At 30.8% G+C, this 12,381-nt stretch carries 13 protein-coding genes; all 13 read left to right on the top strand.

Annotated features, from left to right (window positions below; translation table 11 throughout):
* Window positions 1-48: 48 nt before the first annotated feature.
* The 13 genes from MEVAN_RS02460 (at window position 49) to MEVAN_RS02520 (ending at window position 12,324) form a co-directional block, all read left to right on the top strand.
* A complete protein-coding gene (locus tag MEVAN_RS02460) occupies window positions 49-1,212 on the top strand; it encodes an FprA family A-type flavoprotein (RefSeq protein ID WP_011972292.1) in 1,164 nt (387 codons plus the stop codon).
* 14 nt (window positions 1,213-1,226) lie between these two features.
* Window positions 1,227-1,550: a divalent cation tolerance protein CutA gene (gene cutA, locus MEVAN_RS02465; protein WP_011972293.1), complete on the top strand. Its 324-nt coding sequence runs from the start codon at window positions 1,227-1,229 to the stop codon at window positions 1,548-1,550.
* A 123-nt stretch (window positions 1,551-1,673) separates the two neighbouring features.
* Window positions 1,674-1,886: a heavy-metal-associated domain-containing protein gene (locus MEVAN_RS02470; RefSeq protein ID WP_048059129.1), complete on the top strand. Its 213-nt coding sequence runs from the start codon at window positions 1,674-1,676 to the stop codon at window positions 1,884-1,886.
* Between the two features lie 23 nt (window positions 1,887-1,909).
* Complete coding sequence (locus tag MEVAN_RS02475; RefSeq protein WP_011972295.1) at window positions 1,910-4,084, top strand: heavy metal translocating P-type ATPase; 2,175 nt, start codon at window positions 1,910-1,912, stop codon at window positions 4,082-4,084.
* A 143-nt stretch (window positions 4,085-4,227) separates the two neighbouring features.
* Window positions 4,228-4,821, top strand: a complete 594-nt coding sequence (locus MEVAN_RS02480) for a flavodoxin family protein (protein ID WP_011972296.1) — start codon at window positions 4,228-4,230, stop codon at window positions 4,819-4,821.
* 2 nt (window positions 4,822-4,823) lie between these two features.
* Entirely contained in the window at window positions 4,824-5,378 is a 555-nt protein-coding gene (gene afpA / locus MEVAN_RS02485) for an archaeoflavoprotein AfpA (protein ID WP_011972297.1), read from the top strand.
* Complete coding sequence (locus tag MEVAN_RS02490; protein WP_011972298.1) at window positions 5,379-6,125, top strand: ABC transporter ATP-binding protein; 747 nt, start codon at window positions 5,379-5,381, stop codon at window positions 6,123-6,125.
* Complete coding sequence (locus MEVAN_RS02495) at window positions 6,095-7,321, top strand: SufB/SufD family protein (protein WP_011972299.1); 1,227 nt, start codon at window positions 6,095-6,097, stop codon at window positions 7,319-7,321. Before MEVAN_RS02490 ends, MEVAN_RS02495 begins: the two co-directional genes overlap by 31 nt.
* 226 nt (window positions 7,322-7,547) lie before the next feature.
* The gene (locus MEVAN_RS02500; RefSeq protein ID WP_011972300.1) at window positions 7,548-8,240 is read left to right on the top strand and encodes a glycosyltransferase family 2 protein; all 693 of its coding nucleotides are present in this window, start codon (window positions 7,548-7,550) and stop codon (window positions 8,238-8,240) included.
* A 10-nt stretch (window positions 8,241-8,250) separates the two neighbouring features.
* Window positions 8,251-8,865, top strand: a complete 615-nt coding sequence (gene pssA, locus MEVAN_RS02505; protein ID WP_011972301.1) for a CDP-diacylglycerol--serine O-phosphatidyltransferase — start codon at window positions 8,251-8,253, stop codon at window positions 8,863-8,865.
* 192 nt (window positions 8,866-9,057) lie between these two features.
* Window positions 9,058-9,711: a peroxiredoxin gene (locus tag MEVAN_RS02510; protein ID WP_011972302.1), complete on the top strand. Its 654-nt coding sequence runs from the start codon at window positions 9,058-9,060 to the stop codon at window positions 9,709-9,711.
* A gap of 153 nt (window positions 9,712-9,864) precedes the next feature.
* A complete protein-coding gene (locus MEVAN_RS02515; RefSeq protein ID WP_011972303.1) occupies window positions 9,865-10,944 on the top strand; it encodes a class I SAM-dependent methyltransferase in 1,080 nt (359 codons plus the stop codon).
* A 207-nt stretch (window positions 10,945-11,151) separates the two neighbouring features.
* Window positions 11,152-12,324 carry an iron ABC transporter substrate-binding protein gene (locus tag MEVAN_RS02520; RefSeq protein WP_011972304.1) on the top strand — a complete coding sequence of 391 codons (1,173 nt, stop codon included), beginning with the start codon at window positions 11,152-11,154 and terminating at the stop codon, window positions 12,322-12,324.
* Window positions 12,325-12,381: the final 57 nt, after the last annotated feature.

A 12,381-nucleotide genomic window follows, 5' to 3' on the forward strand; every position in this document is an offset into this window, starting at 1 on the left:
TCAAACAGTATAATTTTTAAAATATTTCATTTTTTTAGAGGTGATTTAATGCCTGAAAAATTAAAAGAAAATATTTACTGGGTAGGGGCCATTGACTGGAACATTCGGGATTTTCATGGTTATGAAACAAAAAACGGTTCAACGTATAATTCATACCTAATAACTGATGAAAAAGTCGTTTTAATCGATACTGTGAAACATTATTTATTTGATGAATTTTTGGATAGAATAAAAAAAATAATAGATCCTAAAAAAATTGATTATATTGTTGTAAACCATGTTGAGATGGATCACAGTAGTTCTTTGGAAAAAATAATTAAAATTTCAAATGCAAAAATTATAACAAACGAAAAGGCAAAAGAACATTTGAATTTACATTATGATACAACAAATTGGGAATTTATAATTGTTGATTCTAATGATTCATTAAATATAGGCAAAAAGAATCTTAAATTTATAAAAACTCCAATGCTGCACTGGCCTGATAATATGGTCACATACGCTATTGAAGATAAAATATTATTTTCAAATGATGCATTTGGTCAGCACATTGCTTCTTTTGAAAGGTATGATTTTGAAGTTGACGGCTGTATTGAATCTGCAAAAGAGTATTTTGCAAATATTTTATTACCCTATAAGTCATTAATTCCAAATGCCATAAAAACAGTAGATTCACTAAATATTGACCTCGTATGTCCTTCACATGGAGTTATTTGGAAAAAGGATGTTCAAAAAATTAAGGAATGTTACTTAAAATGGGCTTCAAACGAAGTTTTAGAAAAAGCAGTTATTGTATATGATTCAATGTATGGTTCGACTGAAAAAATAGGCTGTTCAATTGCAGAAGGACTTGTTGAAGGCGGAATTTCCGTTAAAATATTCAAATTATCCCGTTCAGATATAAGTGCGATTATGAACGAAATTATTGATGCAAAATATGTACTTATTGGTTCACCTACTTTAAATATCAATATTTACCCTGAAGTTGCCAAATTTTTAAAATACATGGAAGGATTAAAGCCTAGTAAAAAAATAGCTGTTGCATTTGGTTCATACGGTTGGGCAGAAAGTGCAACACTGCATATTAAAAATATATTTAATAATATTTCGTTTGAAAACGTTGATGATGAATGTTTAACAGTAAGATTTGTTCCAAAAGAAGAAGACTTAAAAAAATGTTATGAATTTGGTAAAAAACTTTCAAAAATGTAATTTGGGGGATTTTAATGGGGAAACCACTAATGGTATACACAACATTTCCTACAATTGAAAATGCACGTTCTATCGTCAAATATCTTTTAGAGAAGAAAATGATTGTTTGTGCAAATTTAAATAAACACGAGTCACACTACCTTGAAAACGGTACTATTGAAGTTAAAATGGAAGTTGGAGCATTTTTAAAAACTGTGCAAAGTAAATGGGATTCGTTAAAAGAATTAATTGATGAAATACACCCATATGAAACTCCGGTAATTTTAAAAATAGCTGTTGATGATTCAAATGAGGAATTTCAAACATGGGTTCGTGAAAACCTTTTAAATTCAAAATAACCTTTTTCAGTAGTATCAATTGTTAAGTTTCACGATATTGTGGGGCTTTATATATTAAAAATTTTTTCAGAAGTAATATATACACACAATATCAAACTATCTAAAAATAACTTTGGTGAAACTTTGAAAGAATTAAACCTTAAACTATCAAACATGAGCTGCCAAATGTGCATAAAAACAATTAAGAATTTGTTAAGCGACCTTAATGGAATAATTAATGTAGATATTAATCTTAAAGATAATACTGGAATAATAACTTATGATGAAAATATATTAAATGAAAAAGATATCTTAAAAAATGAAGCTTTTGAATTATATCCTGCTAAAAAAGTGTAAATTATTAAAATCGGGAGAAATTTATGGAAACTAAACTAAAAGTTTCGGGAATGACATGTGCCGTTTGTGCAAACACAATTGAAAGGTCAGTATCTAAAATGGAAGGAATATCTAAAATTAGTGTAAACCTTCTTGAAGAGAGCGTTAGCATTATTTTTGACGATAAAGTTTTAAGTATTGCCGACATTACTTTAAAAATTGAAAAATTAGGATATAATGTACTTGGAAACTTTGAAGAAGTAGTTGATGATGAAAAAAAACGTGAAATGGACTTAAAAGAAAAATTTAATCGGACAATTTTTGGTTCCTTGTTTTCAATTGTACTATTCTCTTTGATGTATATCTCAATTCCGTATAAAATATACGTTGCATTTTTAATTTCGCTACCTCCTTTATTTTACGTTGCAATGCCAATTTTTAAATCAGGCTACAATTCTTTTTTAAACAAAACATTGAACATGGATGTAATGTATTCTCTTGGAATGGGGGTTTCTTACCTCTCTGCAATTTTAGTAACCCTAAAACTACTTCCAATGAACTTCATGTTTTACGATACTACAATAATGCTTGCAACCCTTTTAACCCTTGGAAGATATTTAGAAGAGCGTGCAAAAGGAAAAACCTCAAAAGCCATTAAAAAATTAATAAAGCTTCAAGTAAAAACTGCAAAAGTTATTAGGGATGAAATTGAAGTAGAAATACCAATAGAAGAAGTTATAGTTGGAGACCTTGTAGTTATACGTCCAGGAGAGAAAATTCCTGTTGATGGACGTGTTTTTGAAGGTTTTTCATATGTTGATGAATCCATGATTACTGGTGAACCGGTACCAAATTCAAAAAGTATTGGAAATACGGTGATATCTGGGACAATCAACAAAAACGGAGTTTTAAAAGTAACTACTGAAAAAATTGGAAAAGATACATTGTTATCCCAAATAATCCAACTTGTTAAAAATGCCCAAAGTTCAAAGCCAAAAATTCAAAATCTAGCAGATAAAGTCGTTTCATACTTTATTCCAGTTGTATTTATAATTGCAATTGCATCTGCAAGTTACTGGTATTTTGTAGATAGTATACTTCTTTCAGTAACTACTTTTATATCCGTAATGGTAATTGCATGCCCTTGTGCCCTTGGACTTGCAACTCCAACTGCAATTACTGTTGGTATTGGAAGGGGGGCAGAATTAGGAATTTTAATTAAAGATAGTAAGGTTTTTGATGTATCTGAAAACTTAAAATGCATGATTTTTGACAAAACTGGAACGATTACAAAAGGAAAACCTGAAGTAGATGAAATAGTTTCTAAAATGCCGGTAAATGACCTATTAATGATTGCAGGGTCGATGGAAAAGGATTCTGAACATCCAATTGGTCGAGCAATTGTTAAACGAGCTCAGGAATTAAATATTTCATTTAAAAATCCAAAGGAATTTGAAGTAATTTCTGGAATGGGCTTAAAGGGAACAGTTGATGAAAAAACTGTCGTAATTGGGAATCCAAGCTTAATTGAATTAAATGATATTAAAATTGATGAATATTATTTAAAAAACATTTCTAGATTACAAGAAAACGCAAAAACTGTCGTAGTTTTAGCAATTGATAACCGCGTAGAAGGATTAATTGCAATATCAGATCAAATAAAAGAAAACGCAAGAAACACAATTGATGAACTTAGAGAATTAGGTATTGAATCTTACATGATAACAGGCGATAATGAAAAAACTGCAAAAGTAATTGGTAAAAGCGTTGGAATTTCGGAAAAAAATATATATTCTGATGTTCTTCCCGAAAAGAAAGCTGAAATCGTTAAAAAAATAAAAGAAAGCGTTGAAGGATACGTTGAATTTATTGGTGATGGTATAAATGATGCACCGGCACTTTCAACAGCTGATGTTGGAATAGCAGTTGGCAGTGGAACAGATATCGCAATTGAAAGCGGTGACGTTGTTTTAATGAAAGATGACTTAAAATACGTTACAGGATTTGTAAAACTAAGTAAGAGAGTGTTAAAACAGATTAAATTAAACTTGTTTTGGGCTTTTGCATATAACTCTATATTAATACCTGTTGCAGCAGGTGCACTTTATTCTTACAACATAAAATTTCAACCCGAACTTGCAGCTATTGCAATGACTTTAAGTTCCCTTACAATTATTGGATTATCCCTTCTCCTAAGAAGATATAACCCGATAAAATAAACTTAATTTAAAAATTTGAAAAATTATTTTAAAGAATAATCAAAAATGATAAATGTGAGTATAAAAATAAAATAATTATGTATAATTATCTGTTTATTAGGTAACTAACTTTAAATATAATTTTTTGGGAAGGTGCGTATGTTATGAAGGTTCTTGGAGTATCGGGAAGCCCTAGGAAAGAAGGAACAGATTTTGCAGTAAACTATGCTCTTGACTACTTAAAAGAAAGAGGTTTTGAAACTAGATACGTTTCAGTTTCCCAGAAAAAAATATCTTTTTGTATTCATTGTGATTACTGCATTCGTAAAAAAGAAGGTTGCGTATATAACGACGATATGAAAGAATTCTATGATGGGCTTGAATGGGCTGACGGGATTATTTTTGCAAGTCCTTGTTACAATGGAAATATCTCAGGGCAGTTAAAAACAGTATTTGATAGGTGCAGGGCAATTTTTGCTAAAAATCCAGATATTTTGAAAAAAAAGTATGGAATGGGCATTTCTATTGGAGGAGATAGAAATGGCGGGCAGGAAGTATCCTTAAAAACGATTCATGATTTTTATATTCTAAATGGAATTATTCCAATAAGTGGCGGTTCTTTTGGTTCAAACTTAGGGGCCACATTTTGGTCACAAGATCGGGGAAAAAACGGTGTTTTAGAGGATTTAGAAGGGATAAGAACGCTTAAAAGAACACTCAAGAAATTTTACACGATTTTAAGTGAAAAGGGTGATTAAAAATGGTTAAAATTGCATGGGGTATTACGGGCTGTGGTGACAAAATCGGGGAAATTGTAGAATTACTTGTAACACTAAAAAATGAGTATCCTGAAGTTGATGTCGATATTTATTACTCCCAAAGTGCTGAAATGGTGTTAAACTGGTATAAATTAATGGGAAAACTAAAAGATACGTTTTACAGTATTAGAAAAGAAGTAAACCCAAATGCACCGTTTTTACCGGGAATGCTACAGACAGGAAAATACGATTTATTTTTAGTAGCTCCCTTAACTGCAAATAGTGTTGCAAAAATAGCTCACGGGATTGCAGATACGTTAATTACAAATTCAGTTGCCCAAGGAACAAAAGCAATGGTTCCAACATACATTTATCCTCCCGACAATAAAAAAGAAGAAATTGAAACTATTCTTCCAGGAGGTAAAACGCTAAAACTATATATCAGAGACACCGATGTAAAAAACGTTGAAATTCTTAAAAAAATGCAGAGTATCACGGTATTAGAAAACGTATCTGAAATAAAGCAAGCCCTGTTAAAACATGTTAAAGGTGAATAAATGCTAAGAATCGAAGACCTGTCAGTTAAAGTTGGGGATAGGGAAATTTTAAAAGATATACATCTTTATATCGCTAAAGGGGAAACTCACGTACTATTTGGTCCAAATGGAGCAGGAAAATCTACACTTTTAAATACTATTCTTGGAAACCCAAGGTACGAAGTTGTAAGGGGAAATATCTACTTTAAAGGAAAAGATATAACTGACATGCCAATGCACGAAAGAGCAAAATTAGGAATAGGAATTTCCTACCAGTCACCACCTGCAATTTCAGGAGTAAGACTTGAAACACTTGTTGAAACTATTTCAAAGCGAAGCGATGAAGAACTTGAGGAAATGGCTAAAAAATTAAATATACGGCACTTCTACCCAAGAGATGTAAATGTAGGATTTTCAGGAGGCGAAGTGAAACGTTCTGAATTACTACAAATTTTTGCACAAAATCCTGACCTTGTAATGTTTGATGAACCTGATAGCGGGGTAGACGTGGAAAACGTGGAACTTTTAGGGGGAATTATAAATCACTTGCTTGACAAAGATAAAAAACCAAGTGAAAGAAATAAATCAGGGCTTATAATCACGCACCTTGGATATATTTTAAATTTCATGGACGTTGATAAAGCACACGTGTTGTTAAATGGGGTAATCGCTTGTTCAGGTACTCCTGATGAAATTTTAAACGAAATCATTAAAAACGGATACGAGAGGTGCGTTTCATGCTGTCAGAGAAAAAGTTGCAACAAGTAAAAGAATTGGCTGAAAAATATAAGGACGTTCCTGCACCATTTGGAGAGGATATCGACCTTTCAAAATACCCAATACCAAGAGAAAATCTTAAAACACTTGATTCCCTTTCTGAATTAAGCGATGACCATAAAACTGCACTTTCAAAAGTTGGTGTAGACGTATCTGAAAAAGATACTTTAGGTTCATATATCCAAATAAATAATGATCCAGTTTACACTAAAATGTATTCGGATATAGAAATAATGCCGATTACGGAAACCCTAAAAAAGTACGACATTGAAGAATATTACTGGAATGTTGTAGAAATAAAGGATAAGTACAGTGCAAGGGTTGCAGATGAAATTACCGAAGGATATTTCATTAGGGCGCCAAAAGGAGTTAAAAAAACTATACCTCTTCAAACCTGTCTATTAATTGGAACTGAAGAAGTTTCACAAAACGTTCATAACATTATAGTGGTTGAAGAAGGTGCCGAATTAAACGTAATTACTGGATGTACTACATCACCCCATGTAAAATCAGGTTTACACTTAGGTGTTTCAGAATTTTACCTTAAAAAAGATTCTAAATTAACATTTACAATGATACATAACTGGGGGGAAAACGTACACGTAAGGCCCAGGACAGGAATAAAAATGGATGATAATTCAATATTTATAAATAACTACGTTACAATGATGCCTGTAAAATCAATCCAAAGCTACCCAACAGCATATTGTGAAGGAGATAACTGTAAAGCAACATTCCAAACAATTGCTTATGGCAAAGGAAAGTCAAAAATGGATATGGGTTCAAGAGTAATTCTTTCAGGGAAAAATGCAGCTTCAGACATAATTTCAAGAGTTATTGTTGTAGATGATGCAGAAATTATTTCAAGAGGCCACTTAATAGGTGCCGAAGAAAATGTTAAGGGACACCTTGAGTGTAGGGGTTTAATTTTATCAAATAATGCACATATTCACGCAATTCCAGAACTTGAAGCTAAAAAAACTGATTTAGAATTATCACACGAAGCTGCGGTCGGAAAAATTGCAGAAAACCAGATAATGTACCTTATGTCACGAGGGCTTAGTGAAGACGAAGCATCTTCCTTGATAATTAAAGGGTTTTTAAGTGTAGATATTTCTGGACTTCCACCCGAGCTTGCAAAATCGGTTAAAGAAATGATGGATATGACTCTTGAAAATGCACTGTAAAATTTTATTCTTTTTTTTGTGATTTTCATTCAAGAATAAAAACTACTATTTTTAAAGATTTTTCTTAATTTATTTAAAAAATAAATTTAATAAAATTTAAAAAATAAATTTAAATCCAAAACACAAAAAATCCAAAAAATTTATAAGGGTTATGATTAATGGTTATTTATGAATAATAGTTATATTACCATACTTGAAGGAAATTTTTAAACATTTACGGGATAATATGGAAAATGATGATGTATTTATTGTAATTCCGGCATACAATGAAGAAAAAATGATTAAAAACACGATTCAAAATTTAAAAAGCAAGGGCTATTGGAATATTATCGTGGTTGATGATGGAAGTCAGGATAAAACTTCAGAGTTTGCAATTTCTGAAAATGTAATTGTTTGTAGACACATTATTAATAGGGGGCTGGGAGGGGCCTTAAAAACAGGATTAAATTGTGCATTAAAGTACAACCCAAGAGTAATTGTAACTTTTGATGCAGATGGACAGCATGCGCCAGAAGATATTTTAAAGGTATCTAAACCGATATTATCAGGTAATTTTGATGTAGTTATTGGAAGTAGGCTTATCGATGAAAATGAACTAAAAAATATGCCCTTGATAAAAAAAGTAGGTAATTTTGGATTGAACTTTATAACATTTCTAATGGGCGGAAAAATGGTAACGGATAGCCAAGGAGGAATGCGTGCATTTTCATTTAAAGCTGCAGAAATCGTTTCAAGACAGATTAAAAGTAATAGATATGAAATATCTTCAGAATTTATTGTTTTATTCAGTAGAAACAAGCTAAAATTTAAAGAGGTTCCAATAAAAACAATTTACACCGAATATTCGATGGCAAGGGGAACTAATGTAATTACCGGATTTAAAATTCTATTTAAGTTAATCATTCAAAAACTAATTTAACGGCGATAATATGTTCAAAATTAGAAACATAATCACCATTTCAGATTATGTAACAATTATAAACATTATATTTGGAATGCTTGCAATACTACTACACGATTTTCGATTTATTTATATTTCAATAGTGTTTGACGCACTTGATGGAGTAGTTGCAAGAAAAACAAATACTGTATCTGATTTTGGAGCGGAACTCGATAGTATTTGTGATGTAGTAAGTTTTGGAGTTGCGCCTGCATATTTAATTTACCATTACTTTGATTCAACGGTTGTACTTATTGCTTCAATGGTTTTTTTAATAGCTGGAGCATTAAGACTTGCAAGATTTGGAATACTCGATGTTAAAAATTTTATCGGGCTTCCAATCCCTGCTGCAGCGCTATTTTTATGTGTAGTGACTGAAACATTTTTAAAATATGGTATTGCTTCAAACTACTCTGTTTCATTTTTTGCAATTTTTTCAGGCATACTAATGATAAGCGATATTGACTACATAAAATACCCTAAAAAGCCATTTTTAGCAATATTTGGACTTTCAATAGTTTTATCTTTAATTAATATTACAGAACCGCTCTTTTTATGTGCCATTTTATATGTACTTTACGGGATATTTAATTTCAAAAAATAAATTAATTAAAAAAACTAATTAATTATCCTGAATATTTATTTTAAAATTTTAATTAGATTTTTCGTCATTTAAATTTATTTGGAACATTATCGTTAAAAATATGGTATATTCTACCGAATTTAGTATCCAAAAATATATATCAAATGTCTTTTATATTGTTATTTCGAATAAACCAAAATTAGGGGGGTAAAAATGGCAGTAATTGGAGAAAAATTTCCAGACGTTGAATTACTAACTACACACGGCAAGTTAAAACTACCTGAACATTTTATTGAAGCGGGAAAGTGGTTTGTATTATTTAGTCATCCGGGGGACTTTACACCAGTTTGTACCACAGAATTTGTCGCATTTCAAAAACGATACGACCAATTTAGGGAATTAAATACTGAATTAATAGGTTTAAGTATTGACCAAGTATTCAGCCATATAAAATGGGTTGAATGGATAAAAGAAAAACTCGATGTAGATATAGAATTCCCAATAATCGCTGATGAAAGAGGGGATTTAGCAGTAAAACTTGGAATGATAAGTCCATTTAAAGGAAGTAATACTGTTAGAGCAGTATTTGTAGTGGATGCAACAGGAACAATTCGAGCAATAATTTACTACCCTCAAGAAGTTGGAAGGAATATGGATGAAGTCGTTAGACTTGTAAAGGCCCTTCAAACTGCAGATAAAGGATATGCAACGCCTGCTGATTGGCCAAACAATGAACTACTAAAAGAAAAAGTAATAATCCCTCCTGCAAAAGATATGAAAACTAGGGCAGAAAGACTTGAAGCCTGTAAACGGGGAGATATTTCTGGATACGACTGGTGGTTCTGTTACACTAACTTAAAAGAATAATTTTATTTTATTTTATTTTACTTTATTTTATTTTATTTTAAAAACATTCATATATTAATATATATCGGTTAGTATTATTTTTATGTGTTTCGTATGAATAATTATAAATATAGGGGGCATCTATTTTTAAATACTCTTAAAACGGTGGTTTAAATGAACAGTAAATTGTTTGTAGATACTTTCCCATTACCTTTAGAAAGTCCGGAAAATATCGATAAAATTGTATTGGATGCCTATTTTGGTGCCCAGAAATTCTATTTTTTAAAGGCTGCAATTGAGTTAAAAATATTTGATGAATTGTTAGAAAAGAAAACAGTTGAAGAAATTTCTTCAAAACTAAAAATAGATTATGTATTAACCGAATTAATATTAAAAGCCCTTTATAAAATGAATTTGTTAATTTTTGATGAAGGTACCAATTCATACAAAAATACAATAGCTAGTGAAAATTATTTAAAAACCGATACTGATTACTCAAAAGTCTATTCAATTATTGCTTCACTTAAAAATATAGAACGGTGGACTAATTTATCGGAAACTCTAAAAAATGAATGTAAAAATGAATTAGTGGAAGGTTCATTCTTTCCAGAAATTATTAAAAGAATGGCAAATGATTGCAAGTGTTGGGAACTTCAAAAAACGGTCGAATATATATCAAAATTACCAGAATTTAAATCTGCTAAAAAATTACTTGATGTTGCAGGAGGCCATGGCCTATATGCAATCGGATTAAGTTTAATAAACGAAAATTTAAACGCCCATGTTTTTGATTTACCTGATGTAACGGTTGAAACTAATAAATTCATTGAAAAATACGGTGCAAAAAACGTTGAAACCATTTCTGGAAATTTCTTTAAAGATGAGTTTAATAAAGATTACGATGTAATATTTAGTTCATATAATCCCGGTGGAAAAAATCCTGAAATTGCTAAAAAAATATACGATTCATTAAAAACGGGCGGAATATTTGTAACAAAACAAGCATTTCCAAACGAATCAACTAAGTTAAGTGATATTTTAAACAATATCGAGTGGAATTTCAATAATTTTAGCAATGTCAAAAAAGGAGTGTCACGATATACGTTTAAAGGAGACCTTAGTTTTGAAAACTATATCTTGTATTTAAAAGAACTAGGATTTGAAATAATTGACGTAAAAAATTTATCGGAAGTAACGGAATTTTCAGAAGATATTTACCCAAATAATATAATAATTGCTAAAAAAATTAATTAAATGCTCATTATTATTTTATTTTATTTTATTTTCTTAATTTTTAAATTCAGGTTTTGACCATGAAATTGTGATAGTTAACATAATACTACTTTTTTTAAATAAATAATGATATGATAATATTAATAAAAACTTTTATGTACTAAGTGTTATTTATTTAGATAATGTATTACTAACTTGTATTACTAACTTAAATGATATGGTGAAAAAGTGTATAAAAAGGGAATTTTTGCAGTTATTCTTTCAATAATGATTGCAATTGGTTTTTCAGGATGCATTGATGCCTTTGGAAATTCTGAAAACAGAGGAATTAATAAAAATATAGGTGTTGAAAACAATCCCGTAACGTTTATAGATTTAGCGGGGCGTGAGGTTACAATAAATGGCAAGGTTAACAAAATAGTAACTTATGGCGCAGCACTACGTCTTGTGACGTATTTAGATGCTTCAGATAGGGTAGTTGCAATATCAGAATCTGAAAAAACACAAAGTGCCAAATCTGCACCATATGTACTTTCAAACATTGAAAAATTTGAAAAATTGCCTGCTGTTGGAACGCATGGAAACCTAAACCACGAAGCAATAATAAATCTCAATCCAGATGTAATTATTATTACTGGAAGCAGTACTACTGCAAGCGATGCAGATAACCTTCAAGAAAAAACAGGCATTCCAGTAGTTGTTTTAAATTATTACGGTTCTGGAAATATTGATCCAATATTAAACGATGGAGATCTTATAACGTCCCTTCAAATTTTAGGATTAATTCTTGAAAAGGAAAAAAGAGCAGATGAATTAATAAAATATATGGGCGATATGAAAAAAGATCTTAATGAAAGAACAAAGGATGTTCCAGATAGTGATAAAAAAACAGTTTACATGGGCGGCCTTGCATGGAATGGTGCACGAGGTATTGAAAGTACCTATGCAAATGGCGGCGTAATGAAGATGATACATGCTAAAAACGTTGCTGATTCTATGGGAACTGTTGGACATATAACATCACTAGATAAAGAAAGAATTCTTGATTGGGATCCTGATATATTATTTATAGACGGTTGGGGCCTTAGTGCAGTTGTTTTAGATGACTATAAAAAGACTCCTGAATATTATAACACCCTTTCAGCAGTCCAAAATAATGAAGTATATGTAACTTTACCATACATCTGGTGGGGCAATAATATTGAAACAATATATGCAGATGCTTATTTTATAGGGAAAGTGTTATACCCGGAACAGTTTAAGGACATAAACCCTGAAGAGAAAGCCGATGAAATATTTGAGTTTTTCGTTAAAAAGCCAGTATATAATGAATTTCCAAGACCGGGAGGCTTTGGAAAAATTGATTTAAAAACAGGAACAATATCACCATTAGATAACTAACATAATTCTAATATTATCCTTTTTTTAAAACCGTTATTATTCTTTTAAATTTATATT

It is taken from the genome of Methanococcus vannielii SB (genome assembly GCF_000017165.1).
GTDB lineage: Archaea > AGJL01 > Methanococci > Methanococcales > Methanococcaceae > Methanococcus > Methanococcus vannielii.

Coding starts and splice junctions, on each gene's coding strand:
- afpA (WP_011972297.1), top strand. CDS start 4,824: ATGGTTAAAATTGCATGGGGTATTACGGGCTGTGGTGACAAAATCGGG.
- MEVAN_RS02460 (WP_011972292.1), top strand. CDS start 49: ATGCCTGAAAAATTAAAAGAAAATATTTACTGGGTAGGGGCCATTGAC.
- MEVAN_RS02510 (WP_011972302.1), top strand. CDS start 9,058: ATGGCAGTAATTGGAGAAAAATTTCCAGACGTTGAATTACTAACTACA.
- MEVAN_RS02495 (WP_011972299.1), top strand. CDS start 6,095: ATGCTGTCAGAGAAAAAGTTGCAACAAGTAAAAGAATTGGCTGAAAAA.
- pssA (WP_011972301.1), top strand. CDS start 8,251: ATGTTCAAAATTAGAAACATAATCACCATTTCAGATTATGTAACAATT.
- MEVAN_RS02475 (WP_011972295.1), top strand. CDS start 1,910: ATGGAAACTAAACTAAAAGTTTCGGGAATGACATGTGCCGTTTGTGCA.
- MEVAN_RS02500 (WP_011972300.1), top strand. CDS start 7,548: ATGGAAAATGATGATGTATTTATTGTAATTCCGGCATACAATGAAGAA.
- MEVAN_RS02490 (WP_011972298.1), top strand. CDS start 5,379: ATGCTAAGAATCGAAGACCTGTCAGTTAAAGTTGGGGATAGGGAAATT.
- MEVAN_RS02480 (WP_011972296.1), top strand. CDS start 4,228: ATGAAGGTTCTTGGAGTATCGGGAAGCCCTAGGAAAGAAGGAACAGAT.
- MEVAN_RS02515 (WP_011972303.1), top strand. CDS start 9,865: ATGAACAGTAAATTGTTTGTAGATACTTTCCCATTACCTTTAGAAAGT.
- cutA (WP_011972293.1), top strand. CDS start 1,227: ATGGGGAAACCACTAATGGTATACACAACATTTCCTACAATTGAAAAT.